Raw genomic sequence first — 25,403 nt, forward strand, 5'->3', positions numbered from 1 at the left:
CGCTGTGTGTGCCATCCGCACCACATGGGCGGGATGGGCTTTTCAAAGGAACCTCATCCTCCGGATGTTTCCGGTGGACGGGGTATCAACATATCTGGCGTTGACTTTTGGCACGCTGTTGAGTTCTCAAGGAACGGACGCTTCCTTTGTGCCTGTTTCACCAGGCTCTCCGGGCGCTTCCCTTCGGTCTTGCGTTTCCGACTCTATCAGATCCTTGCGGGCCCGATTTTCGCCGGTGCGTTTCCGCCTTTCGGCTTCTTCGCGTTTCCAACCTTACCAGATCCGTTTCCGTCTCTGGCGCCCTGCTGGAGCGGGCTCGGCCGTTTGGCTTTCGCTTTTCGGCCTTTCCGACTCTATCAGATCCGTTTCGGTCCGTTGCCGGTCCGAATTCGTTTCCGAATCCCCGTCGGAAGGGGGTTCCGCCGTGGTCCGGCAATTTGCGTTGCCGTGCCTTTCGGCGTGATCACTACTTTAGCGGAATTCCTCGTTGACGCATAATCACGTCGCGGTTCGAATTTCGGCATGCGAAATCGTTCCCGTTGAGGGGCCGTGCAGTAGTGGTGTGCCGCGAAGCGGCGGGATGGCTGCCCCGGGCCTGTCGGCTCCGTGGCAACTCGGAGGACACTACACGAGGGGTTGGGGTTGTTCAAACCCGCACGACGGCGGGTTGTGGGGGGTACTTTGGGGGTCATGACTACGCATGCGCTCGTACAGCAGTGGTGGCTCGCCTGACGGCGGCCGACCACAGCGCATGCATGACGACGGCCGCCGCTTCGGCGGCCGTTTGCGTATCTCCCTCTCGTAGCCGGCCGGTGAGGTCGGCGGTCCCGACGCGCACTCCTTGGGCAGTGCGGAGAGAAGGACGGACGAGATGGCGATCACGGCGAGCGGGCGTACGCGGATCTTCAGTGGGGTGCAGCCGACGGGGCATCTGACGCTGGGGAACTACCTCGGGGCGGTGCGGCGGTGGGCGCAGGAGGACCAGCACCGGGCGGAGGCGCTGTTCTGTGTGGTGGATCTGCATGCGCTGACCGTGGAGCACGATCCGGCGCGGGTGCGGCGGCTCAGTCGGCAGGCGGCGACGCTGCTGCTGGCCTCGGGGCTGGATCCGGAGCTGTGCACGGTGTTCGTCCAGAGCCATGTGGATGAGCATTTGCGGCTGTCGTATCTGATGGAGTGCACGGCCTCCGACGGGGAGATGCGGCGCATGATCCAGTACAAGGAGAAGGCCGCGGCGCAGCAGGCACGTGGGGGGAGTGTGCGGCTGTCGTTGCTGACGTATCCGGCGCTGATGGCGGCGGACATCCTGGCGTACGGGACGCATGAGGTGCCGGTCGGGGAGGACCAGGCGCAGCATGTGGAGCTGACCCGGGATCTGGCGGAGCGGTTCAACCAGCGCTACGGGACGACGTTCGTGGTGCCGAGGACGACGCTTCCGGCGGTGGCGGCGCGGGTGATGGATCTCCAGGAGCCGACGTCGAAGATGGGGAAGTCGCATGCCCGGACGGCGGGGGTCATCTCGTTGCTGGATGAGCCGGAGGTGGTGCGGAAGAAGGTGCTGCGGGCGGTGACCGATGCGGAGCGGGATGTCGTGTACGCCCCGGAGCAGCGGCCGGGGGTGGCAAATCTGCTGAATGTGCTGGCCGCGTGCAGCGGGGGTGATCCGGGGCGGCTGGCCGAGGAGTACGACTCGTACGGCGCGCTGAAGAAGGATGTGGCGGAGGCCGTGGTGGAGACGTTGCGGCCGGTGCGGGAGCGGCATGCGGAGCTGGCCGCCGATCCGTCGTATGTGGACGGGGTGCTGCGGCAGGGGGCGGAGCGGGCGCGTGCGCTCGCCCGGCCGCGGGTGGATGCGGCGTTCGAGGCGGTGGGGCTGCTGCCCGCGGGGTGAGGTGGCGGACGTGCCGGGGGCGCGGTGGCCGTCGCGCCCCCGGTGGCGGTCGTGGGTCAGCCGTTGCCGGAGGCCAGTTCGCGGCTGCGGTCGCGGGCGGCCTCCAGGGCGGCGATGAGGGCGGCGCGTACGCCGTGGTTCTCCAGTTCGCGGATGGCGTTGATGGTGGTGCCGGCCGGGGAGGTGACGTTCTCGCGGAGCTTGACGGGGTGTTCGCCGCTGTCGCGGAGCATCACGGCGGCGCCGATGGCGGCCTGCACGATGAGGTCGTGGGCCTTGTCGCGGGGCAGGCCGAGGAGGATGCCGGCGTCGGTCATGGCCTCGACGAGGAAGTAGAAGTAGGCCGGGCCGGAGCCGGAGAGCGCGGTGCAGGCGTCCTGCTGGGACTCCGGGACGCGGAGGGTCTTGCCGACGCCGGAGAAGATCTCCTCGGCGCGGGTGAGGTGGGCGCCGTTGGCGTGGCTGCCGGCGGAGATGACGGACATCGCCTCGTCGACGAGGGCGGGGGTGTTCGTCATGACCCGGACGACGGGGGTGCCGGCGGCCAGGCGCTCCTCGAAGTACGAGGTGGGGATGCCGGCGGCGCCGCTGATGACCAGGCGGTCGGCGGGGACGTGCGGGGCCAGCTCCCGCAGCAGGCTGCCCATGTCCTGGGGCTTGACGGTGAGGATGAGGGTGTCGGCGGACTTGGCGGCCTCGGCGTTGCTGACCGCTTCGACGCCGTAGCGCTCATGGAGCTGTGTGGCGCGTTCCGGGCGGCGGGCGGTGACCAGCAGGTCGGAGGGTGCCCAGCCGCCCCGGATCATTCCGCTGAGCAGGGCTTCGCCGATTTTTCCGGTGCCGAGTACTGCGACCTTCTGGGTCATCGTGCGGGTTCACCTTTCCGCTGCGCTGGGCGTTTGCGGCCATCCTCGCACCGCGGGGGTCCGGCTCGGGGGTCGGCTGTCCCACAGCGGCGGTGCGTGCGTCACGCCGTGCGGCGGCGGAGGGTGGCGGCGCCGAGGGCGAGGACGAGCAGGGCGCAGCCGGTGACGACGGCCGCGTCGCGGACGAAGCCGCCGGTGATGTCGGGGTGCTGGAGGACCTCGTTCATGCCGTCGACGGCGTAGGACATCGGGAGGACGTCGGAGAGCGCCTCCAGGGCCGGCTGCATCGTGGCGCGCGGGGTGAACAGGCCGCAGAGCAGCAGCTGGGGCATCAGGACGGCGGGCATGAACTGCACGGCCTGGAATTCGGAGGCGGCGAAGGCCGAGACGAACAGGCCGAGGGCGGTGCCGAGGAGGGCGTCGAGGACGGCCACCAGGAGGAGCAGCCAGGGGGAGCCGGTGACGTCGAGGCCGAGGAGCCAGACGGACAGGCCGGTGGCGAGGGCGGACTGCACGATGGCGAGCAGGCCGAAGGCGAGGGCGTAGCCGCTGATCAGGTCGGCCTTGCCGAGGGGCATGGCGAGCAGGCGTTCCAGGGTGCCCGAGGTGCGTTCGCGGAGGGTGGCGATGGAGGTCACCAGGAACATCGTGATCATCGGGAAGATGCCGAGGAGCGAGGCGCCGATGCCGTCGAAGGTGGCCGGGCGGTCGTCGAAGACGTAGCGCAGCAGGGCGATCATCACGCAGGGGACGACGAGCATCAGCGCGATGGTGCGCGGATCGTGGCGCAGCTGGCGCAGGACCCGGGCGGCGGTGGCCAGGGTGCGGGACGGGGAGAAGGGCGCGGGGGCGGGTGCCGCGGTGCGGGGCGTGGTGGTCATCGCGCGGACTCCTGGGGGGTGCTGGGGTGCGGTGGCCGGGTGGCCGCCGCGGCCTCGTCGACCAGGTGGAGGAAGGCGGCCTCGACGGTGGCCGCGCCGGTGCGGTCGCGGAGGGCGCCGGGGGTGCCCCCGGCCAGCAGGCGGCCCTCGCGCATCAGGAGCAGCCGGTGGCAGCGCTCGGCCTCGTCCATGACGTGCGAGGAGATCAGGAGGGTGGTGCCGCGGTCGGCGGCGAGGGTGTGGAAGAGGTTCCACAGGTCGCGGCGGAGTACGGGGTCCAGGCCGACGGTGGGCTCGTCGAGGACGAGGAGTTCCGGGGCGCCGAGCAGGGCCACCGCGAGGGAGACCCGGCTGCGCTGGCCGCCGGAGAGCCGGCCGGCGAGGGCGTCGGCGTGGCGGGTGAGGTCGACGTCCTCGATGGCGCGGGTGATGCGCTCGTGGCGCAGGCCGCGGGCGGACCGGCCGGGGTACAGGACGGCGGCGAAGTAGTCGAGGTTCTGCCGGACGGTGAGGTCGTCGTAGACGGACGGGTCCTGGGTGACATAGCCGATACGGGGGCGCAGCCGGGGGTCGCCCGCGGGCCGGCCGAGGACGTCGAGGGTGCCGGTGACCTTGGCCTGGGTGCCGACGAGGGCGCGCATCAGGGTGGATTTGCCGCAGCCGGAGGGGCCGAGCAGGCCAGTGACCTGGCCGCGGGGCACGTCGAAGGCGAGGGCGTCGAGGACGGTGCGGCCGCCTCGGACGACGGTGAGGTCGCGGGCGTGGACGGCGGGGTCGACGCCATAATTCATCATGTGATGAATAATGCGCCGGGCGGGGTGGGGCGTCAAGGGTGGGGACGGGATGGAGGGTCTGCGCCGCGAGGACGGCAGAGGGGTGGGGACATGGGGGTGGTGATCCGGCCAGGCGTGGTGCGGAAGCGGCGCATGGTGAGGATCTCCGCGCACCGGCGGGCGCCGTAGTGAAAGAAACCAGCCGTTCTTGGTCGATAACTCCGCGTTTACAGGGTGGTTACAAACCGACTGCCGGTCCTGCATGTCCGCTTGGACACAATGGGATGACCTGTCCAGGCGCACCGGAAGGGGCGACGATGGCGAAGATCCGGGTCCGCGGCCTCGGCCGGCTCCTGTTGATCGTCATGGCTGTCCTGCTGGCCTTGCCCATGGGTGCGGAGGGCGTGTACGGGGAACGTGCGACGGCCGCGCCGGCCACGAACGGAGTGGGCCGTACCGGTCCCCCCGGCCCCACCCCCTGGGCATCGGACTCCTCCGAGGACTCCGAATCCGGCAGCGACCGCTGCCCGCCGCGCCGCGACGGACGGTCCACGGCCTCGGTGTCCGCACCGACGCCCCCGCTCACCACCGTCTCGACCGCCGCACCGGCCCGGACCGGGGGCGGTCTGCACCTGACCGCCCCGCTGACCGGCCGGCAGGCCGTACCCGTGTCGAGATCCGGTGAACTTCCGGTCCAGCACGCCGTGTTCCGCTGCTGAGCGCTGAGAGCTGCCCCCAAGGGCCTCCCCCGGCCCGCGCATCCGACGGATCCAGCCGTCATTTCCCCATGGCGCGCACCGCGCGGGCAGTGCGCGGCAGCAGGCGACCGCACAGACCAGTCGCGGTGGTCGCCGGCCGGCTGCTCGTACCGCCCCGCGTCCGCTCGTGCGTATCCGTGCGTACCCGTGCGCCACCGCATCTCGCACTCGCTGGAGGCATCCCCATGCGTAGGTTCCGTATTGCCCGACAACGCCCGTCCCGGCCCTCCATACCGTCACGGCACACGCTGTCGGTCTGGCGCGCCGACTTCACCGCCTCGCTGGTCGTCTTTCTCGTCGCCGTCCCGCTGTGTGTCGGGGTGGCCGTCGCCTCCGGAGTACCGGCCGAACTGGGGCTGGTCACCGGAATCGTCGGCGGGCTGCTCACCGGCTTACTGCCGGGCAGCAGTCTCCAGGTCAGCGGTCCGGCCGCCGGGCTGACCGTGCTGGTTTACGAGGCCGTGCAGGAATTCGGTGTCGGGGCGCTCGGCGCTCTCGTACTGCTCGCCGGGCTGCTCCAGCTGGCCATGGGCGCGCTCCGGCTGGGGCGCTGGTTCCGGGCGATCTCCGTGGCCGTCGTCCAGGGCATGCTCGCGGGCATCGGGCTGGTGCTGATCGCCGGGCAGTTGTACGCCCTGGTGGACGCACGGGCGCCGGGCAACGGGCCGGCGAATCTGGCCGGGCTGCCGGACCTCGCGGCGGACACCGCCGGATCCGCTACGGCGCTGTCGGCGCTGGCGGTCGGCGCGGGCACCATCGTGCTGCTGGTGCTGTGGCCGAAGTGGCGGCGGGCGGCGCGGGTGCTGCCAGCGCCGCTGGTGGCGGTGGCCCTGGCCACGGTCGTGGTGTTCGTGCTGGACCTGCCGGTGGCCCGGGTGGAAGTGGCGGGTCTGCTGGAAGTCGTACAGCCACCGGGCGGCGCGGACTTCGCGCGGCTGACGGAGGCGGGGGCACTGGCCGGTGCGCTGGGCACGGTGCTGGCGTTCGCCCTGATCGCGTCGGCGGAGTCGCTGTTCAGCGCGGCCGCCGTGGACCGGCTGCACGACGGCCCGAAGACCGATTACGACAAGGAGCTGATGGCGCAGGGCGCGGGCAACACCGTCTGCGGGCTGCTCGGCGCGCTGCCGATGACCGCGGTGATCGTCCGCAGCTCCGCCAATGTGTTCGCCGGGGCGCAGACCAAGGCCTCGCGGGTGCTGCACGGGGTGTGGCTGCTGGTCTTCGCGGCGGCCTTCCCGGCGGCGCTGGGCGTGGTGCCGCTCGCGGCACTGGCGGGCGTACTGGTGCATGCGGGCGGCAAGTTGATCCCGGTGAAGCAGTGGCGTCCGCTGTGGCGGGAGCACCGGGGTGAGGCCGTGGTGCTCGCGGCGACGGCGGTGGCGATCGTGGCCACCAACATGTTCGAGGGGGTGCTGCTGGGGCTGCTGATGGCGGTCGCCAAGTCGGCGTGGGAGACCTCGCACGTCCACCTGGAGATCGTGGGGCTGGACGAGCCGGCGGCGCGCGACGGGGCACCGGCCGGTCCGGGGATCCGGCGCCCGATCCGCGTACGGGCCCTCGGCAATGCCACTTTCCTCCGGCTGCCCAAACTGCTCGACCAGTTGGAGGCGCTGCCCAAGGACCGGGAGGTCGAGCTGGATCTGACCGGGCTGCGGCATCTCGACCATGCCTGCGCGGCCGCGCTCGGTGCCTGGGAGGAACAGCGCCGGGGCCGGGGCCCGGACGGGACCGCCCGGAAGGAAGCTCCGTCCGTCGCCCCGTAGAACGGCTGCGTGGGATAACCGGGCAGGACGGCCGCGTAGGAACGGCCGTGTAGGACGGTCGCGCGGTAAAGGGCCGGTGTGCGCGCGGAAATGACCGTAGGGTCGGGACGCTGATGTCCGCCGACCCCGGGAGTGCTGTGAACCGCCGGCCCCTTCGCAGTTGCGGTGCGACCGCCGCCCTCTCCGTCGCCCTGCTGCTCTCCTCGTGCACCGGTGGTGTACGGGGCGCGGCGGGCAGCGGCGGAGTGGGCGACCCGCTCTTCCCGTCGCTCGGCAACGGCGGCTACCAGGTGCGCCATTACGGGCTCGACCTCGACTACGACATCAAGAAGCGGCATCTGGACGCGACCGCCGACCTCACCGCCGAGGCCACGGCGGATCTGCGGTCCTTCCAGCTCGACCTCCAGGGGCTGCGGGTGACGGAGGTCCAGGTCGACGGCGAGAAGGCGGAGTTCTCCCGTAAGGGACACAAGCTGACCGTCCGGCCGGCCGAGGTGCTGCGCAAGGGCGCGGAATTCCGTACCCGCGTCGACTACGACGGCACCCCGCAGGAGTTGAAGGACCCGGACAAGTCGACCGAGGGCTGGGTCAAGACCCGCGACGGGGCGTTCGTCTCCGGTGAGCCCGCCGGTTCCATGACGTGGTTCCCGGGCAACAACCACCCCCGGGACAAAGCCACCTACGACTTCACCCTCACCGTGCCGAAGGGCTACACCGCCGTCGCCAACGGGGAGTTGCGATCCGAGCGGACCGCCAGGGGCCGGACCACCTTCCGCTGGCACAGCGGCCGGCCGATGGCCAGCTATCTCGCGACGGCCACCATCGGCAGGTTCGAGGTCCACACCTCCCGTACGCCCGAGGGGCTGCCGCTGTATGTGGCGGTGGACCCGGCGGAGGCGAAGGCCAGCAAGGAGGCACTGGAGAAGCTGCCGGAGATCGTGAAGTGGCAGAGCAAGCTCTTCGGGCCGTACCCCTTCCCCTCCGCGGGCGCGATCGTCGACGACACCCCGAAACGGATCGAATGGATCGCCCTGGAGTCCCAGACCAAGCCGGTCTATGCGGGGGCGCCGGACACCGCGACCGTGGTGCACGAGATGGCCCACCAGTGGTTCGGCGACTCGGTGACGCCGAAGACCTGGGCGGATGCCTGGCTCAACGAGAGCTTCGCGACCTACGCCGAGTGGCTGTGGGAGGAGCGTGAGGGCGGCAAGACCCCGCAGGAGCAGTTCGACGCGCTCTACGACGACACCACGGACCCGAAGCGCTGGGCCTTCCCGCCGGGCAAACCGGGCCAGGCGAAGAATGTGACCGGCACCCCCGTCTACGAGCGGGGCGCGATGCTCCTCCAGGAGCTGCGCAACGCCGTCGGCGACAAGACCTTCTTCACGATCCTGCGCGAGTGGCCCACCAAGTACCGCTACCGCAACGCCGACGCACAGGACTTCATCGACTTCTGCCAGGACCGCACGGATGTGGACCTGGAGCCGCTCTTCAAGAAGTGGCTGTACGAGAAGGGGAAGCCGGAGCTGACGGACTGAGGGGGCGGTGGCCGGACCGGGCCCGGAACGCGGCGGTCCCGCCGGCCTGCCCCGGGCCCTCCGCACCCGCCTAGCCGATGCCCGGGATCAGCGGGATGACGCCCGGGCGGCGGGCCGCCAGGTGCAGGACGCGGACGGCGTTGCGGACCACCTGTTCCTTGACCCGGGCGGCCGGGCGGCCCGTCAGGACGCGTTCGCGCGGAGTGTCGTCGGCCCGTACGGACTGGATCAGGGCGTCATGCCGCCCCAGGCTCACGCACTGCACGAAGAAGCCGTACGACAGCGGCCGGGGCTCGGCGCCGCGCAGCTCGGCGGCGATGGCGCCGGCCACGTACGAGCCCGTGGGCAGCGCGGCCGCGCAGGACATCCGCAGCGCACCGGCGCGGGGCGTACGGGCCGCAGCGGCATCGCCCGCGGCGTAGATGTCGGGGTGGCTGACCGAGCGGAGCCGCGCGTCGACCCGGAGCCGGCCGGTGACCGGTTCGGTGACCAGCCCCGCGTCCTGGGCGAGACCGCCGGTGGCCCGCAACGCCCCGGCCCACACCACGGCGTCGGCATCGACGGCGTCCCCGTCGTCGACCCGGTGGCCCTCCTCGACCCGGACGCGCAGCCGGTCGAGGACGGTACGGACATGGTCCCGGCCGCGCACCGACAGACCGCCGCCGAGCTCGCCGCCCGTAACCAGCCGGACCCGCCACTCCGGGTGCGACTCGGCGATCTCGGTGGCCATCTCGATGCCGGTCAGCCCCCCGCCGACCACGGTCAGCGCACCCGGCCCGTCCACCAGCCGCTTGTGCAGGGCGGCGGCGCTCTCCGCGGTGAAGGCCCGCTCCCCGATACCGCGCGGATCGGTGTGGCTGCCCAAGGCGTAGACGAGCCGGTCGTAGAGGAGCGTGCGGCCGCTGTCGGTGTGTACGGCGCGGACGTCCGGGTCGAGGGAGGTGGCGCGGGCGGCCAGATGCTCGATGCCGGTGCCGTGCAGCATCCGGGCCCGCGCGTGGCTCACCTCGGGGCGGCCGGCGGCCAGTTCGTGCAGCCGGACGCGCTCGGTGAACCGGTCACTGGGGTCGACCAGCGTCACCTGCGCGTACGGGGCGAGCCGGAGCGCGGCCATCGTCCCCGCGTAACCGCCGCCGAGGACCACGACCCTCCCCCGGGCCCTGCGGCCCCGGGAGCCCCCGTGCTTCGTGACGCTCTTCATGCTGCCTCCTGAGGTCGGTCGGTCCGGGGCGCCGGTGTGGGTGGTGGCGGCGCCACGAGGGGGACGACGTGGGGCGGTGGGGTGTGACATGGGGGCGGGGTGGGGTGGGGCGGCGAGCGGTGGGGTGGGGCGGCCGGGGCCGACCACCCCGGGGCGACCGGCCGGATCAGAGCCCGTCGAGGTCCAGATGGCCGAGCTTCTCGGGGTTGACGACGGCATCCACCTCCGTGATCCGGCCGTCGTCGACGGTGAAGGCGAACACCCCGGACTGCTCCCCCGCCGGGTCCACGAAGACCAGCCCGGTGGCGCCGTTGACCTCCGTCAGCGCGACCCGCAGCCCCTCCCGCTGGGCGCCGCGCTTGACCAGGCCCTGCACATAGCGGGCCACCTTCTCGCGGCCCAGCACCGGCCGGCGCGCGGCGGACACCTTGCCGCCACCATCCGTACGCCAGACCACCTCGGGGTCGAGCACGGACAGCAGCGCCTCGAAATCGCCGCCCATGACGGCGGAGAGGAATGCCTCGACGGTGCGGCGGTGCTCGGCCCGGTCGACGCTGCGGCGCGGCGCCTCGGCCCGCACCCGCTTGCGGGCGCGGGAGGCCAACTGCCGTACGGAATCCGGGGTTCGGCCGACCGCCTCGGCGATCTCCGGGAAGGGGACCGCGAAGACGTCGTGGAGGATGAAGGCGGTGCGTTCGGCCGGGGTGAGCCGTTCCAGGACGGTCAGCAGCGCCATCCCGACGGATTCGTCGAGGGTGACCCGGTCCTCGGGACCGCCGGGTCCCGCGGAGGCCGCGCCGCCCAGCGTCAGTGGCCCGCCGGTGCCGTGGAGCAGCGGCTCCGGCAGCCAGGGCCCGACGTACGTCTCGCGGCGGGCGCGGGCCGAGCCCAGCAGGTCGTAACAGATGCGGCTGACGACGGTGGTGAGATAGCCGCGCGGGCTGGCCACCACCTGCTCACCGGGCAACGCCTGCCAGCGCAACCAGGCCTCTTGGACCGCGTCGTCGGCGTCGGTGACCGTGCCCATGATCCGGTAGGCGATGGCCCACAGCCGGCCGCGCTGCTCCTCGAACTGCGCGAGGCGGTCGGCGGCGGGGGTGGCCGGCGCCGGTCCGGGCGCCCCTGCGGCAGCTCCCGTCTCCGGCCCCGGCTCGGTCCTCGTCTCCTGCTCCTGCTCCTGCTCCTGCTCCTGCTCCTGCTCCTGCTCCTGCTCCTGCTGCGTCATCGTCCGTTCCCCTGTGGTCCGTTCCCGCCGTCACGTCGTTCCACCACCTGTACAACACCGCACCGCGTCGGCCCTGCACCCCCTTAGGACGAAGCGGGCGGCCGGAGTGTGACAGTCAGGTCGAGCGCGTAGGCCTCCTCGACGATGCCGTCCGGGAAGACGTCACGCAGGGCTTCCCGCTCGGCCGCGAGAACGGGGGCGGCGGCGGCCGGGCCGATGGCGGAGAAGTACGAACGGCTGCCCAGCATCGCGAGGTGGGTGTCGACGGGAACCCGCCGGGTCCAGTGCAGGACCTGGGCAACGGGGTGCAGGCCGAGACCGAGGCCGCGGATCAGGTCGGGGGCCTCCGGCGCCACGCTGTGGGCGTGGTAGCCCGGTAGACGACGGGCGATCCTGGCCTCTTGTTCAGCGGCCCAGTCGACGTCCGGGTTCGGAACGTTCCACCAGAGGGCGAGCGCGCCGCCGGGGCGCAGCACCCTCAGCGCCTCCGGGACGGAACGGGCCGGTTCGGTCCAGTGCCAGGCCTGTGCGTAGCCGACGAGGTCGAAGCCCGCGTCGTCACGGAACGGCAGCGCGTCGCCGAGGGCGCGGACGAGGGGGACGGCGGGGTGGGCGGCGTGCAGCTCGGCGGCCATGGCGGCGCCCGGCTCCACGGCGGTGACCCGCGCGCCACGCTCGGCGAGCAGCCGGGTCGCGATGCCGGTGCCGGCCCCGACCTCCAACACCCGCGCCCCCGCCAGCGGCAGCCCGGCCAGCTCCTCGATCGCGTCGAAGAGCGCCGGTGGATAGCCGGGGCGGGCGGCGGCGTACTGGGCGGCCACCGCGTCGAAGGACCGGGCGAGGGTGGCGTGCTGTGGTGTCGAAGCGGGCTCTAACGGCTGGTTTTCCAGGGGGCGTTGGTCGCGCTGGGAGCTCTTCGGCATACGGGTCATCCTGCCCGAGGTGGGGTCTTCGGCCGTGGCGTTTCCGGTGGCTGGGGTGGGGGCGGGTTGCCGGTGGCTGGGCGCCGGTGCGGGTTTGCCGGTGGCTGGGCGCCGTTCGCCTACGGCTTGTGGGTGGTGGGTCGGAGGGGACGCCCGGTACCCCGTCCTCGGCGCGGGCGGCCCTGGTCCCAGAGGTTGGAGCCCCGGTGTTCGCTCCGGTCCTGCGGGCGGGGCACCGGACATCCCCTCCGACCACCGTGCATGCGCGACTGACCCGCCGTACGGATCACCGTTACGGCGATGCAGCAGCACCTCTTGGCAGGCATCTGGCCGAGCTGTCCGCCGCTGCTTGGGCGCGGGTCGAGGTGGTCTGTGACGGGCGGTGCCACCGGCCGGCAGTCGGCAACGCCGGACGGTCGGAGGGGATGTACCGGGGCCCGCCCGCAGGACCGGAGCAAACGCCGGGGTAATCAAACGCGTGGACCCGCGTCGCCCGCGCCGAGGACGGGCCCCGGTGCGTCCCCTCCGACCCCCGCGGCAACCACACAAGCCGCCCGGCGCCAGCCACCACGGCGCCGCACCGAACAACGTACGGCGCCCCCTTAGGGGCGCGGGGAACGGCGCGCCCAGCCACACCCCACCCGCAGACAAACCCGCAACCAAACAACAAGAAGCGCCGGCCTCAACGCCGCTTCTTCGGCCGGGACTTCCGCGCCGCCGGATTGCCGGTGCGGCTGCCACGACGACGCTCGTAGCAAGCGCGGGCCGCGGCGTACTCGGTGCGGTGCAGCTTCTCCCCGGGGGCCTCGACAAGGCTGCGGCAGAAGTAGGCGAGCAGCGAGCCGATGAAGCCGATGAACATCAGGCTCTGCGCGGACCTGTCGGCCGCGCTCTCGGCGGCCGGGTCGGGGCGGCGGACGAACCCGTCCCAGGTACGGCGGAAGGCCAGCGCGCTACAGATGGCGAAGCCGGCGACGACGAGGATGCCGACGAACGGGCCGACGTCGGCGATCTCCAGGCCCTGGAACGCGAAGCGCAGGACGGCCGCGCCGGCCGCGGCGAGCGCGAGCGAGCCCACCGCGACGCCGGCCCGGCGCAGGCCGTAGCCGCCGTCGTGGTGGAGCCAGGTGGTGCCGAAGAACCGGATCGCTTCCGGCTCGGGCCCCTGTCGCTCGGGCCCGCCGGACGCGCCGCCGCCGGGCTCCGGGCTCCCCGAGGACCGCTGCTCATCGCTCATGGCATCGATTATCCCCGGCGGGCCCGGTCACCCGGCGACCTGTGGCCGCGAGGCGCACCCGTTCCACGCTCCCGCGGCGCCGTGCCTCAGCTCGTGCAGAGCGGCGCGACCATGCCGCTGCTGCCGGTCCGGACGTACGTGTCGGAGATGTACTCGCCGGGCGCGATGTTGTCCCAGATGTCCGAGGTGCCGTACGGGCCGCTGACCTTCTGGCCGTGCCGCTGGCAGCGGATCTGGATCCTGGCGCCCTCGGCGAGCTGGCGGACGACCGGCGAGTCGGTGCTGGGGCCCTGGCGGACCTTGACGCGGTAGCCGGGCGCGATGGGGTAGGTGAGGCCGCCCGCCACGGCGGCGAGCGCCTGGCCGTCGGCCGCTTCCGCGGCGCCCTGATGGTCCTGTGTGGTCATTTCGTGTTCCCCCGTGGATGAGATCGGTGATGGTGGTGACGTCGGCCCAGGGGCCGTGCGTGGAGTGGCTCGTGGAGCCCCCCGTGAAGCCGCTCGGTGCGGCTCCGCAACGCGCACGCTAGCAAGCCTCGTTCATCTCGTACGCGCTATCGACTAGGCTCCGCGCGTCGCACTTGCGACCGAATGGCACGGGTAATGACACGGGGGTGGAACCATGCCATCGCTGCGCGATTCCGGCATCGGGCCGGAAGCGGAGCATCCGGAATACGCCGGCCAATACCGCCTGGAGGCGCGGCTCGGCTCCGGCGGTATGGGCGTGGTCCATCTGGCGCGCTCGTCCTCCGGGCTGCTGCTCGCGGTCAAGGTCATCCATGCCGAATTCGCCCAGGACCCGGAGTTCCGCGGGCGGTTCCGGCAGGAGGTGGCGGCCGCGCGGCGGGTCAGCGGGGCCTTCACGGCGCCCGTCGTGGACGCCGATCCGGATGCCGAACGGCCCTGGATGGCGACCCTCCACATCCCCGGCCCGACGCTCTCCGATCATGTGAAGCGGAATGGCCCGCTGGCGGTCGACGAGGTACGGCGGCTGGCCTCGGGGCTCGCCGAGGCGCTGCGTGACATCCATCGCGCCGGGGTGGTGCACCGCGATCTGAAGCCCGGAAATGTGCTGCTGGCCACAGATGGCCCGAAAGTCATCGACTTCGGCATCTCGCGGCCCTCCGACAGTGAAATGCGCACCGAGACCGGCAAGTTGATCGGCACTCCGCCGTTCATGGCGCCCGAGCAGTTCCAGCGGCCGCGTGAGGTGGGCCCGGCGGCGGATGTCTTCGCGCTGGGTTCGGTGCTGGTGCATGCCGCCACCGGGCGTGGCCCGTTCGACTCGGAAAGCCCGTACCTCGTCGCGTATCAGGTGGTGCATGACGAGGCCGATCTGGCGGGTGTGCCGCCGGAGTTGGTGCCGCTGGTCGAGAGCTGTCTGGCCAAGGATCCGGCGGACCGGCCGACACCGGATGCGCTGATGGAGCTGCTGCGGACGGAGGCGCCCGCGGACGTGCCGATCGGCGGCCTGGCGGCGGGCGGTCTCGTGGCGGGTGACACGGTGGCCGGTGAGGCGCTGGCCGGCGGCGCAGGCCCGGGCGGCGTACTGCCGGGCCCATCGGCGCCCCACGGCGTGGTGCCGGCCGCGCGGATACCGGAGCAGCGGCAGCCCGTGCAGCACCGGCCGGAGCAGCCGCATCCGGTACGGGCCGAGGCCACCCCGTCGCGCGCCGAGACCACGCATGTCCGCGCACCCGCGCCCGTCGAGCATCCCGACGGCCCCGGACTCCCCGACGATTGCGGACGCGCCGGGACCCCGGAACTCCCCGCCGCCCCCGCCGACTCCACAAGGCCCCACCGCCCTGGCCGTTCCCGCACCGACACCGACACCGGCTCGCGCTCCCGCTCCCGCCTCCGCGCCCGCCGCTGGCCCCTCTGGGCCGCCGTCGCCCTCGTCGTGACCGGAGCCGGCACGTACGCGGGCGTCCAGGCGCTGTCCGGCGGCCCCGGCCGGGACCCGGCCCTTCAGACCCACCCGTCACGCGACGGCCACGCCGACTTCCGCCCGTGGCACACCACCCTCGTCGAGCACCCCAAGGGCCACGACGCCGAACTCCCCCACTGCACCACCGGTTCCGGCGCCGTCTTCTGCGGCCAGCCCGGCATGCTGGCCGCCCGGCTCGACCCGGACTCCGGCCGGGTGGCATGGCGGAGCAAGGACCCCTCCGCCACCGGTAAGCAGGCGGCGAAGAAGGCCATCTCCCGGACCGCACCGGTGCTCTCCGGCGGGCTGCTCTACGTCTTCTCCAACGACGGCAGCCGGCTGCTGGCCCTCGACCCGTCGCCGGGCGGCAAGGGCGCCACCCGCTGGACCAAGGACGTCTCCGGGTACGAGGGCGGGGCCAAGGTCGTCGGCGACCGCATCCTGCTGGCCGCGTCGGACGGCACGGTCACCGCGCTGGACAGCAGAACCCACCAACAGCGCTGGCAGAAACGGTTCCCGGGGCATCAGCTGCCGCTCTTCACCTCGTACGGTGACGCCCACACCGCCTACGCGGCCGAGCCCACCCCCGACGGGAACGGCACCCAGGTCACCGCCATCGACCCGGCCAACGGCAAGGTCCGCTGGGCCCGTCGGCTGCCCGGGCTGCTCACCGTGGCCGGTTCCGGTGCGTCCGGGACGCTCTTTCTGACCGTCACCGACCCGACGCTCTCGTACCGCACCACCGCCGTCGTCCGCTACGACCCGGCCACCGGGCACAGCCGCCGCCTCAAGCTGACCGCGCCGCTGGACGGGGCGTCCGCCGTGGTGCACGGCGAGTCGGTGTATCTGCTGGCCGAGGGCGGTGCGCTCCAGGCCGTCGGCCAGCGGAAATGGGACACCGAGACCTCGGTCAGCCGCGGCTCGGCACCGGTCGTCAGCGGCGGCCGGCTCTTCTTCACCGCGGCGGACGGCCGGCTCCTCGCTGTCGACGCCCGGTCGGGCGAGCTGCTGGGGCAGACCCCGCCACGGATGAACGGGCGCCACAACGGCTTCGTGGAGACGCTCCCGGCCCCGCGTACGGACGGCCCGGGTGGCCGGATCTATGCGGCGGCCCCCGACGGCACGGTCTTCGCGGCGGCGACGAAGGACCCGGCGGGCTGGTGAGGGGACGGCCCGCCTCCCGTATGGCAGCGGCAGGCACAGCTTTCGCGCCGCACGCCGGGCACGGTGACGACCTCCGCCGCGGGGACGCCCTTGTCACACGCCGGATGCCTGCCGACATGACATGCGGGCGAGACGTACGGGGCGCGCCCGCTCACCGGGCCGCCGCCCTCTCCAGCACCGCGATGAGCTTGCGCGTCGTCTCCACGTTGCAGCGCCCCAACTCGACCAGGACACGGCTCTGTTCGTAGCCGTACGTCACCGGGTCGACCATCAGTGACGGCAGCACGATCCCGGTCCGCCGCAACACGGCGGCCAGCTCCTCACACACTGCTTCGGCCTCGGCCATCCCGTCGGCCACCGCCCGTCGTTCGCTCGTCATGAGTGCCACTCCCGTCTGCCGTTTCCCTGCGTGAGACCCCGGAGCGCCACTACTGTGCGTGTTCCGGCCCTCACGAGAATGGCCCGGAAAAAGGGCGCGAATACCCCTTGCAGGCTGTATTTCGCCCGCACGCACCGTTAGTTCCACACCTTCCACGGAGGAGGTCGCCATGCCACCGAGGCGAGCGGTCACCGGTCGCAGCCAGGAGCCCCGCCAACGCTTCGTGGAAGAGCTGCGATTACTGCGCGCCCAGAAGGGCGACAGCCTCCGGCAGCTCGGTGACGTACTGGGGTGGGACTGGTCGCTGTTCGGGAAGATGGAGAAGGGCCAGACGATGGGTGGCCCGGAGGTGGCGCAGGCGCTGGACCAGTACTACGGGACGGCGGGACTGCTGCTGACACTGTGGGAGGTGGCGGCGGGGGATCCTACGCAGTTCAAGGAGCGGTACCGCCGCTATATGACCTTGGAAGCGGAAGCATTGAGCCTGTGGCACTACGCGGTAAGCGTTCTGCCTGGGCTGCTCCAGACGGCGGACTACGCATACGACCTGCTCTCGGCAGGCGGAATGAGCGGCGACGAGCTGACCCGGAACGTTGAAGCGCGCATGGGACGACGGGAGTTGCTCGAAGGCAATCACGGACCTCGGTTCCGCTCCGTCCTGTCCGAGGCCGTGTTGCGTACGCCGTTGGAGGATGCCGAAGCGTGGCGCAAGCAGCTGGAGCATCTGATCGAGATCGCCAAGCGTCCAAACGTCACACTCCAGGTGCTGCCATTCAGTAGCGGTCTCTATGGTTTGGAGAGCACCGCCGTGATGTTTTTGAGGCTGCCTGATGGCCGCACCGTGGCCTACACCGAGAGCGCCCACCGTGGCGAACTCATTGAGGACCCGCAGCCTGTTGAGCGCCTGCAACGCGCGTACGATGCGGTGCGTGACCTGGCGTTGAGCCCGGCCGAATCGCGGAAGTTCGTCATGCGGACGTTGGAGGAAGTGCCGTGCGATCCATCGACCTGAGCAACATCACCTGGCGCAAGAGTTCCTACAGCAACTCAGACGGGGGCGAGTGCATCGAGGTCTCCAACGACCTCCCCGCCCTCACCCCCGTCCGCGACAGCAAGAACCCCCAGGGTCCCGCTCTCCTCTTCGGCACCTCCGCCTGGGCATCCTTCGTCACCGCCGTGAAGACCGGCGAACTCCCCGGCACCGTCTGACGCGTCCGGCGCCTCACGAGAACGGCCCCCGTCTCCACGACGGGGGCCGTTGCCGTACTACCGCTGCCGACGGGTCAGCCGAGCTTGCTCACGTCCCGCACCGCGCCCTTGTCGGCGCTGGTGGCCATGGCCGCGTACGCGCGCAGGGCCTGCGAGACCTTGCGCTCGCGGTTCCTGGGGGCGTAGACGCCGCCGAGGGCCTCGCGGCGGGCCGCCAACTCCTCTTCGCTGACGAGGAGTTCGATGCCGCGGTTCGGGATGTCGATGCGGATGCGGTCGCCGTCCTCGACGAGGGCGATGGTGCCACCGGCCGCCGCCTCGGGGGAGGCGTGGCCGATGGAGAGGCCGGACGTGCCGCCGGAGAAGCGGCCGTCGGTGACCAGTGCGCAGGTCTTGCCCAGGCCGCGGCCCTTGAGGAAGGACGTCGGGTAGAGCATCTCCTGCATGCCGGGGCCGCCCTTGGGGCCCTCGTAGCGGATGACGACGACGTCGCCTTCCTTGACCTGCTTCTTGAGGATCTTGTCGACGGCCTCCTCCTGCGACTCGCAGACCACGGCGGGGCCCTCGAAGGTCCAGATGGACTCGTCGACGCCGGCGGTCTTCACGACGCAGCCGTCCTCGGCGATGTTGCCCTTGAGGACCGCCAGGCCGCCGTCGACGGAGTAGGCGTGCGCCATGTCGCGGATGCAGCCGCCGGCCGCGTCCACATCGAGGGAGTCCCAGCGCTCGGACTGCGAGAAGGCGGTCGCGGAGCGCTTGCAGCCGGGGGCCGCGTGCCACAGCTCGACGGCCTCGTCGGAGGGGGAGCCGCCGCGCACGTCCCAGGTCTTGAGCCAGTCCTCGATCGAGGCGCTGTGGACGGTGTGCACGTCCTCGTTGAGCAGACCGCCGCGGTAGAGCTCACCGAGGATGGCGGGGATGCCGCCGGCGCGGTGCACGTCCTCCATGTAGTACGTGCCGCCGGGGGCGACGTTCGGGGCGACCTTCGCCAGGCAGGGCACCCGGCGGGAGACGGCGTTGATGTCGTCCAGGTCGAAGTTCAGGCCGGCTTCCTGCGCCGCGGCGAGCAGGTGCAGGATCGTGTTCGTCGAGCCGCCCATGGCGATGTCCAGGGCCATGGCGTTCTCGAAGGCGGCGCGAGTGCCGATGTTGCGCGGCAGGACGGTGTGGTCGTCCTCGTCGTAGTGGCGCTTGGTGATCTCGACGACGGTGCGGCCGGCGTTCTCGTACAGCGCCCTGCGGGCGGTGTGGGTGGCCAGCGTCGAGCCGTTGCCGGGCAGCGAGAGGCCGATGGCCTCGGTCAGGCAGTTCATCGAGTTGGCGGTGAACATGCCCGAACAGGAACCGCAGGTCGGGCAGGCGTTCTCCTCGATGCGGAGGATGTCCTCGTCCGAGATCTTGTCGTTGACGGCGTCGGAGATCGCGTCGACCAGGTCGAGGGTGCGGACGGTGCCGTCGACGAGGGTCGTCTTGCCGGACTCCATCGGGCCGCCGGAGACGAAGACGGTCGGGATGTTGAGCCGCATCGCGGCCATCAGCATGCCGGGCGTGATCTTGTCGCAGTTGGAGATGCAGATCAGCGCGTCCGCGCAGTGCGCCTCGACCATGTACTCGACGGAGTCGGCGATCAGGTCGCGGGAGGGCAGGCTGTAGAGCATGCCGCCGTGGCCCATCGCGATGCCGTCGTCGACCGCGATGGTGTTGAACTCGCGCGCGATGCCGCCCGCGGCGTGGATCGCCTCGGAGACGATCCGGCCGACCGGCTGGAGGTGGGTGTGGCCGGGGACGAACTCGGTGAAGCTGTTGGCCACCGCGATGATCGGCTTGCCGAAGTCCTCGCGCGCTACGCCGGAGGCCTGCATAAGGGCTCGGGCGCCGGCCATGTTGCGGCCATGGGTAACGGTGCGGGACCTCAGATCAGGCACGATGGGTCACTCCCTCGGGATCGTCCGTACGACCGCCGTGCCGGTACCTGGCCCCTGGCCGCGTACCGGGCGGCGTCATATATCAGCTCCTGTCGAGATTACGCTCCTGATCCAAGATCTGGACAGCCTCTCCGGCATGTGAGACGCCTGACCGCAGTGCGGACAGCGGATCGGGAGGAGTTCTCGCAGGTCGGGGGCGTCGACGGGCCGATGAGGCGCCTCGGGGGGTGGTTGTCAGGGCTGTGTCATGGCTGGCGTCACGGCTGTGTCAGATACCGCTGGAGGGTCGGCGCCACCATGGCGATGATCTCCTCCGGGTCCGCGGAGGCGATCGGGTCCATCTTGATCACATAGCGCAGCATGGCGATCCCGATGAGGTGCCCGGCGGCCAGCTGCACCCGGAACTCCGGGTCGGGGACGTCCAGTTCGCCCGCCACCCGCTGGAGCATCCGGCGCTCGATGAGGCCGCGCAGCACCGCCGCTGCGGTCTCGTTGGTCAGCGCCGAGCGCATGATCGCCAGCAGCGGCGGCCGGCTGACCGGGTTCTCCCAGACGCCGAACATGAAGCGGGCCATCCGCTCGCCCACGTCCGCGCCGCCGCCCGCGAGGGCGTCCGGCATGGTCAGCGCGGGCGCGAAGGTCAGCTCGATGGCCGCCGCGAAGACCTGCTCCTTGGTGCCGAAGTAGTGATGGACCAGCGCCGCGTCCACCCCGGCCGCCTTGGCGATACCACGGACCGAGGTCTTGTCGTAGCCACGCGCGGCGAACTCCGTACGGGCCGCGGCCAGGATGCGCTCGCGGGCGCCGGGGCCGGCCTCGGCGGCGGCGCGGGCCGGGCGGCCACGGCGGCGGGCCCGCGCGGGCGGTGTACCGGGCTCCGGGGTCGCGTCGTCCCGGCCGGCGCTCACGGGCCCTGGACCCGGCTCGGTGAGGCGAGATGCAGCCGGGTGAAGGCCAGCGCCTCGGCCAGATCGGCCTCGCGTTCGGCGGCGGACATCGCCCGGCGGGTGTTGACCTCGACGACGACGTGTCCGCTGAAGCCGGTGGCGGCCAGCCGCTCCAGGACCTCGGCGCAGGGCTGGCTGCCGCGTCCCGGCACCAGATGCTCGTCCTTGGCGGAGCCGTTGCCGTCGGCGAGGTGGACATGCCCCAGGCGGTCGCCCATCCGCTCCACCATCGCCAGCGCGTCGTTGCGGGCGGTGGCGGTGTGCGACAGGTCGACGGTGAAGTGCCGGTAGTCGTCGTTGGTGGGGTCCCAGTCAGGGGCGTAGGCGAGCATCTCGCGGTCCCGGTAGCGCCACGGGTACATGTTCTCGACGGCGAATTTCACGTCCGTCTCGTGCGCCATCCGCCACACCCCGCGGACGAACTCCCGCGCGTAGCTGCGCTGCCAGCGGAACGGCGGGTGCACGACCACCGTGGAGGCGCCCAGCTTCTCCGCGGCGTTGCGGGCGCGCTGGAGCTTGACCCACGGGTCGGTGGACCAGACCCGCTGGGTGATCAGCAGACACGGGGCGTGGACGGCCAGCACCGGCACGCCGTGGTAGTCCGAGAGGCGGCGCAGCGCGTCGATGTCCTGGCTGACCGGATCGGTCCACACCATGACCTCGACGCCGTCGTAGCCGAGGCGCGCGGCGATCTCGAAGGCCGTCGCCGTCGACTCCGGATACACCGAGGCCGTGGACAGCGCGACCTTCGCATCCGGGATGCGCACCACTGGCTCTGTCACGAGGGACAGCGTACGGGCCGGGGCTGGGTGCGGGGCAGGAGGTCCGGACAGCCGTGGCCCGCCGCCGGTGGCTCGTCCCCTGGGCGGGGAGGCCGGGACGGGCGCCACCGGGGGGCGCGGCCGGCGGGGGCGTGACGAGTCTCACCCGCGCCGGGCGCGCTCCGGCGGACGGCCGCGCGCCCTACGGCAGGTGGTCCAGCCGCCGCAGAATGACGCCCTCGCGCAGCGCCCACGGGCAGATCTCCAGCGTCTCGACCCCGAACAGGTCCATCGCCGCCTCGGCGACCAGCGCCCCGGCGAGCAGCTGCCGCGAGCGCCCCTCGGACACCCCGGGCAGCGCCACCCGCTCCTCCGCGGACATCCCGGCCAGCCGCGGCACCCACTCCTCCAGCTTCTTACGGGTCAGCTCCCGCTGGACGTAGAGGCCCTCGGCGGAGCGCGCGGCGCCCGCGATCCGGGCCAGCTGCTTGAAGGTCTTGGACGTGCCGACGACCTGGTCGGGCGTGCCGTAGCGGCTGAAATCGCTCACCACCTTGGCGATCTCGGCCCGGACCCGGCGGCGCAGCGTCCGGACGTCCTCGGCCTCCGGCGGGTCGCCGGGCAGATCGCCCGCGGTCAGCCGGCCGGCGCCCAGCGGCAGCGACACCGCCACGTCCGGGTCCTCGTCGAGGCCGTAGGCGATCTCCAGGGAGCCGCCGCCGATGTCCAGCACCAGCAGCCGGCCGGCCGACCAGCCCAGCCAGCGCCGGGCGGCGAGGAAGGTGAGCCGCGCCTCGTCCTCACCGGAGAGCACCTGGAGCGAGGCATCGGTCTCCAGGGCGACCCGGCGCAGTACGTCCTCCCCGTTGGTGGCCTCCCGGATCGCCGAGGTGGCGAACGGCAGCACGCTCTCGACGCCCTTGTCCTCGGCCACCTGGAGCGCCTCGTGGATGGTGGCCACCAGGCGCTCCACCCCGGCATCGCTTATCGCGCCGCCCTCGTCGAGGAGTTCGGCAAGGCGCAGCTCCGCCTTGTGCGAATAGGCGGGCAGCGGGCGCGCGCCCGGGTGTGCGTCCACCACCAGCAGATGGACCGTATTCGAACCCACATCGAGGACACCGAGTCTCATACGGGGAAACCTACTGCGCGCGCCGACCGCTCCTGTCGGCGCGGTCGGCACCCGTCGCTCCCCCTTACGCTGGAGTCGTGGCAAAGACGAAAAAGGCGAAGCACGAAAAAGCGCTCAAGAAGGAAGAAAAGCGGCGCGCCCAGGCGGCCGAGGGGCAGCGGGCCCCCGCCGACGAGGTCGGGCTCGACTTCGCCCGTGCCTGGGTCACCTTCCCGGACCCGGGCGACGACGAGCAGCTCTTCCGCTGTGACCTGACCTGGCTGACGTCCCGCTGGACCTGCATCTTCGGCAGTGGCTGCCAGGGCATCCAGGCCGGCCGGGCGGACGACGGCTGCTGCACCCTCGGCGCGCACTTCTCGGACGACGACGACGAGAAGCGGGTGGCCGAGCATGTGGCACGGCTCACGCCCGAGGTGTGGCAGCACCACGACGTGGGCACCACGACCGGCTGGGTCGAGGAGGACGAGGACGGCGAACGGCAGACCCGGCGCTGGGAGGGCTCCTGCATCTTCCAGAACCGTCCCGGCTTCCCGGCCGGCGCGGGCTGCTCGCTGCACCTCCTCGCGCTGCGCGAGGGCCGTGAGCCCCTGGAGACCAAGCCGGACGTCTGCTGGCAGCTGCCGGTCCGGCGCACCTACGACTGGATCGACCGGCCGGACGACACCCAGATCCTTCAGGTGACGATCGGCGAGTACGACCGCCGCGGCTGGGGCCCCGGCGGCCATGACCTGCACTGGTGGTGCACCTCCGCGACCTCGGCGCACGGCGCGGGCGAGCCGGTCTACGTCTCGTACAAGCCCGAGCTGACCGAGCTGATGGGCAAGAAGGGCTACGCCAAGCTCGCCGAGCTGTGCGAGGAGCGGCTGGCCGCGACGCTGCCGATGGCGCCGCACCCGGCGGACCCGGCGCCCCTGAAGAAGCCGCAGAAGTAGCACGCGACCCGGCCCGGGCCTGCCGGGCCGGGCGGCCGTCTGCGCTCAGCGCGCCGGGTGCGTGGTGTTCGAGGGCGTCGAGGACGGGGCCGGGCCGGTCGGCTTCGGCGTCGGAGCCGTCGCCGTCGGCGTGGGTGACGGCGACGTCCGGGTCGGCGTGGGCGTCGGTTTCGGGGCCGGCCGGGTCGGCTTCGGATGCGCGGGCCCCGGGCGCTGCGGACCGGCGGCCGGGCCGGTCGCGCCGTAGCCCCGCATCGTGACGGCAGTACCCCCGGGCTCGATGGCGATCCTGGCCCGCCAGGGGCCCGCCGGCTCCCGGTCGTGGTCGATATGGACCGTGATCGTGGTGGTCTCGCCCGGCCGCAGGGTGCCCGCCGTACGGCTCATCTGGAGCCAGGCCGCGCCCGCCGAGGCGTACCAGCGCACCGGGGCGCCGCCGGTGGCGCGGAGCGTGAGGAGCGTGGTCCGGCCCCGGGGTGCAGCGGCGATCGTCAGCCGGCCGGGGCCCGACTCCCGCCGGCGGTCCGCGCCGTCCGGCCGCTGCGGGGTGCCGTCCGCACTGATCACCTCGACGGACACATCGGGCGTCCCGTCGCCGTCCGTGAAGCCGGGCTGGGGCGTCGTCCTGGCGTTCCCGGCGTTCTCGTACGGGCTGCCGCCCAGCCGCGGCCCGGGTTCCGTGTCGCTGGCCGTCACCGAGGGCGAGTCATCGGCCGCCACGTCGGTGACGGGGGCGCCCCGGTAGGCAGCCCACAGGGCCAGCACCGGCGCGGCGACGACGGTGGCGACCACGGTGGTGGTCAGCGCCCGGTTGCGCAGCCGGCGCCGGCGGGCCACCCGGTCCTTCGGGGGGCCCACGGGGAAACCGCTGCGGTCGTAGCGAGGAGAACCGTTTGCCCCACTCGCCCGGCCGCCACCTCCCGCCCCGGCCACCCCTTCCGCGCGGCCCGACTTGGTGCGCCGGGCGACCGCCAGCGCACCGAGCACGGCCTCCCGGGGCGCGGCGACCAGCGGCAGGCTGCCCCGGTCCACCGGCGCGGTGCCCGGCCAGGTCCCCGGGGCGGTGGCCCGCTCGGCGGTCCGCCGGCACTCGGCGCAGTCGTCGACATGGCGCACCAGCTCCCGGCTGAGTGCCGCGCCCAGCAGCATCTGGGTGTCGCCCGCCAGCTGCGCGACCTCCCGGCAGCGGCCGGACTCGACGACGGCCAGCGCCGCCCGGGTCCGTTCGACCTCGCAGGCGGCGGTGGCCAGCAGCGTGCGGGTGGCGATCGGGTCGGCGCCGAGCACCGCGGCGACCTCGTCGGCCGAGAGGTGGTGGCGCACCGAGAGCTCCAGCGCCTCCCGCTGCTCGGGGGTGGTGCCGGCGGCCTCCGGCCAGGCCAGCGCGGCCAGTTCACGCTGCCGGCGCTCGGCCTCGCGGGCCGCGCCGGGGCCCGGGGTCCCGGCGGCCGGCGCGGTCCGCTCGGCGAGCCGGCGCAAACAGGCCCAGCGGGCGAGGGCGTAGAGCCAGGAGCGGTACAGCGCCGGGTCGCCGGGGCGGCGGCCGCGGTGCCGCTCGGCGAGCGCGAGCGTCTCGCCGAGCACCGCGGTCGCGGCGTCGTGTTCGCACAGCACGGACAGGCAGTAGGTGAACAGCCCGTCCAGATGGGGCTGGTAGCCGTCCCGGCCCCGGTCCGGGGGGCGGGCGGCGTCCGGGCCGGGCCGCTCGGACGGCTGCGGCCGGTTCCGGCGCCGCGCGTCGCCGCGCGACCGGTGTGCGCCGGTGGAGTGCGTGGGGTGCTCGGGCCTGCTGCTCATCACCCCGGCGACGGTAGGCGGATGATGCAGCCCTGCTTGCTCGCGTTGGACACTTTTAACCCTTACGGGTGACCATCTCCCTCAAAAGGGGACACGAATAGCTCTTTACACGGGCGGTGCGCTCCGTATGCGCCACTCGGTCGGCGCAACCGCCGACGGCGGCGCCCCCTCCTGGGAC

22 protein-coding genes are annotated in these 25,403 nt (G+C 72.4%); 8 read left to right on the plus strand and 14 right to left on the minus strand.

Features of this window, described 5'->3' with window-relative positions; genetic code table 11:
* Positions 1-871: 871 nt before the first annotated feature.
* Positions 872-1,891 carry a tryptophan--tRNA ligase gene (gene trpS, locus TU31_RS05445; protein WP_042150137.1) on the plus strand — a complete coding sequence of 340 codons (1,020 nt, stop codon included), beginning with the start codon at positions 872-874 and terminating at the stop codon, positions 1,889-1,891.
* A gap of 56 nt (positions 1,892-1,947) precedes the next feature.
* On the opposite strand, the gene proC is transcribed toward trpS, so the two are convergent.
* The 3 genes from proC to TU31_RS05460 all read right to left on the minus strand — a co-directional run bounded on the left by proC (position 1,948) and on the right by TU31_RS05460 (position 4,432).
* Positions 1,948-2,757 carry a pyrroline-5-carboxylate reductase gene (proC, locus tag TU31_RS05450; RefSeq protein WP_042150140.1) on the minus strand — a complete coding sequence of 270 codons (810 nt, stop codon included), beginning with the start codon at positions 2,755-2,757 and terminating at the stop codon, positions 1,948-1,950.
* Between the two features lie 101 nt (positions 2,758-2,858).
* Positions 2,859-3,638: an ABC transporter permease gene (locus tag TU31_RS05455; protein ID WP_042150143.1), complete on the minus strand. Its 780-nt coding sequence runs from the start codon at positions 3,636-3,638 to the stop codon at positions 2,859-2,861.
* Positions 3,635-4,432, minus strand: a complete 798-nt coding sequence (locus tag TU31_RS05460) for an ABC transporter ATP-binding protein (protein ID WP_042150146.1) — start codon at positions 4,430-4,432, stop codon at positions 3,635-3,637. The genes TU31_RS05455 and TU31_RS05460 overlap by 4 nt, the downstream gene beginning before the upstream one ends.
* A 296-nt stretch (positions 4,433-4,728) precedes the next feature.
* Here TU31_RS05460 and TU31_RS05465 point away from each other — a divergent pair, with 296 nt between their 5' ends.
* The 3 genes from TU31_RS05465 to TU31_RS05475 all read left to right on the plus strand — a co-directional run bounded on the left by TU31_RS05465 (position 4,729) and on the right by TU31_RS05475 (position 8,470).
* The gene (locus tag TU31_RS05465) at positions 4,729-5,130 is read left to right on the plus strand and encodes a hypothetical protein (RefSeq protein ID WP_042150150.1); all 402 of its coding nucleotides are present in this window, start codon (positions 4,729-4,731) and stop codon (positions 5,128-5,130) included.
* Between the two features lie 224 nt (positions 5,131-5,354).
* Positions 5,355-6,932 carry a SulP family inorganic anion transporter gene (locus TU31_RS05470; protein WP_245698429.1) on the plus strand — a complete coding sequence of 526 codons (1,578 nt, stop codon included), beginning with the start codon at positions 5,355-5,357 and terminating at the stop codon, positions 6,930-6,932.
* Between the two features lie 113 nt (positions 6,933-7,045).
* Positions 7,046-8,470, plus strand: coding sequence for a M1 family metallopeptidase (locus tag TU31_RS05475; RefSeq protein ID WP_245698430.1), 1,425 nt, complete (start codon positions 7,046-7,048; stop codon positions 8,468-8,470).
* 70 nt (positions 8,471-8,540) lie between these two features.
* On the opposite strand, the gene TU31_RS05480 is transcribed toward TU31_RS05475, so the two are convergent.
* From TU31_RS05480 to TU31_RS05500, 5 genes are all read right to left on the minus strand, one after another.
* Complete coding sequence (locus TU31_RS05480) at positions 8,541-9,671, minus strand: NAD(P)/FAD-dependent oxidoreductase (RefSeq protein WP_042150156.1); 1,131 nt, start codon at positions 9,669-9,671, stop codon at positions 8,541-8,543.
* A 166-nt stretch (positions 9,672-9,837) separates the two neighbouring features.
* On the minus strand, positions 9,838-10,896 hold the full coding sequence (gene sigJ / locus TU31_RS05485; protein WP_078885570.1) for an RNA polymerase sigma factor SigJ: 1,059 nt from the start codon (positions 10,894-10,896) through the stop codon (positions 9,838-9,840).
* A gap of 83 nt (positions 10,897-10,979) precedes the next feature.
* Positions 10,980-11,819: a class I SAM-dependent methyltransferase gene (locus tag TU31_RS05490; protein WP_078885571.1), complete on the minus strand. Its 840-nt coding sequence runs from the start codon at positions 11,817-11,819 to the stop codon at positions 10,980-10,982.
* A 682-nt stretch (positions 11,820-12,501) separates the two neighbouring features.
* Positions 12,502-13,056, minus strand: coding sequence for a hypothetical protein (locus TU31_RS05495; RefSeq protein ID WP_042150159.1), 555 nt, complete (start codon positions 13,054-13,056; stop codon positions 12,502-12,504).
* Positions 13,057-13,142: 86 nt separating this feature from the next.
* Positions 13,143-13,463, minus strand: a complete 321-nt coding sequence (locus TU31_RS05500) for a peptidase (protein WP_042150162.1) — start codon at positions 13,461-13,463, stop codon at positions 13,143-13,145.
* Between the two features lie 214 nt (positions 13,464-13,677).
* On the opposite strand from TU31_RS05500, the gene TU31_RS05505 reads away from it, so the two are divergent.
* On the plus strand, positions 13,678-16,146 hold the full coding sequence (locus TU31_RS05505) for a serine/threonine-protein kinase (RefSeq protein ID WP_042150165.1): 2,469 nt from the start codon (positions 13,678-13,680) through the stop codon (positions 16,144-16,146).
* A 151-nt stretch (positions 16,147-16,297) separates the two neighbouring features.
* Here the strand turns inward: TU31_RS05505 and TU31_RS05510 are convergent, their stop codons facing one another.
* The gene (locus TU31_RS05510) at positions 16,298-16,525 is read right to left on the minus strand and encodes a hypothetical protein (RefSeq protein ID WP_042150168.1); all 228 of its coding nucleotides are present in this window, start codon (positions 16,523-16,525) and stop codon (positions 16,298-16,300) included.
* Between the two features lie 169 nt (positions 16,526-16,694).
* Here TU31_RS05510 and TU31_RS05515 point away from each other — a divergent pair, with 169 nt between their 5' ends.
* Together TU31_RS05515 and TU31_RS05520 are read left to right on the plus strand one after the other, a co-directional pair.
* Positions 16,695-17,537 (plus strand): helix-turn-helix domain-containing protein, encoded by an 843-nt coding sequence (locus TU31_RS05515; RefSeq protein WP_042150171.1) that lies wholly within the window; start codon positions 16,695-16,697, stop codon positions 17,535-17,537.
* Positions 17,519-17,734, plus strand: a complete 216-nt coding sequence (locus TU31_RS05520; protein ID WP_042150174.1) for a DUF397 domain-containing protein — start codon at positions 17,519-17,521, stop codon at positions 17,732-17,734. The genes TU31_RS05515 and TU31_RS05520 overlap by 19 nt, the downstream gene beginning before the upstream one ends.
* A gap of 74 nt (positions 17,735-17,808) precedes the next feature.
* Here TU31_RS05520 and ilvD read toward each other — a convergent pair whose 3' ends face one another.
* The 4 genes from ilvD to TU31_RS05540 form a co-directional block, all read right to left on the minus strand.
* On the minus strand, positions 17,809-19,659 hold the full coding sequence (ilvD, locus tag TU31_RS05525; protein ID WP_042150176.1) for a dihydroxy-acid dehydratase: 1,851 nt from the start codon (positions 19,657-19,659) through the stop codon (positions 17,809-17,811).
* Between the two features lie 257 nt (positions 19,660-19,916).
* A complete protein-coding gene (locus tag TU31_RS05530) occupies positions 19,917-20,567 on the minus strand; it encodes a TetR/AcrR family transcriptional regulator (RefSeq protein ID WP_042150178.1) in 651 nt (216 codons plus the stop codon).
* Positions 20,564-21,388: a sugar phosphate isomerase/epimerase family protein gene (locus TU31_RS05535; RefSeq protein WP_181018549.1), complete on the minus strand. Its 825-nt coding sequence runs from the start codon at positions 21,386-21,388 to the stop codon at positions 20,564-20,566. The genes TU31_RS05530 and TU31_RS05535 overlap by 4 nt, the downstream gene beginning before the upstream one ends.
* Before the next feature lie 181 nt (positions 21,389-21,569).
* Positions 21,570-22,496 (minus strand): Ppx/GppA family phosphatase, encoded by a 927-nt coding sequence (locus tag TU31_RS05540; RefSeq protein ID WP_042150187.1) that lies wholly within the window; start codon positions 22,494-22,496, stop codon positions 21,570-21,572.
* A gap of 77 nt (positions 22,497-22,573) precedes the next feature.
* Between TU31_RS05540 and TU31_RS05545 the strand changes: the two genes are divergently transcribed.
* Positions 22,574-23,428 carry a DUF3109 family protein gene (locus TU31_RS05545; protein WP_042150191.1) on the plus strand — a complete coding sequence of 285 codons (855 nt, stop codon included), beginning with the start codon at positions 22,574-22,576 and terminating at the stop codon, positions 23,426-23,428.
* A gap of 45 nt (positions 23,429-23,473) precedes the next feature.
* Here TU31_RS05545 and TU31_RS05550 read toward each other — a convergent pair whose 3' ends face one another.
* Entirely contained in the window at positions 23,474-25,225 is a 1,752-nt protein-coding gene (locus TU31_RS05550; RefSeq protein ID WP_042150194.1) for a sigma-70 family RNA polymerase sigma factor, read from the minus strand.
* Between the last annotated feature and the right edge of the window lie 178 nt (positions 25,226-25,403).

The organism is Streptomyces lydicamycinicus, assembly GCF_000829715.2.
GTDB lineage: Bacteria > Actinomycetota > Actinomycetes > Streptomycetales > Streptomycetaceae > Streptomyces > Streptomyces lydicamycinicus.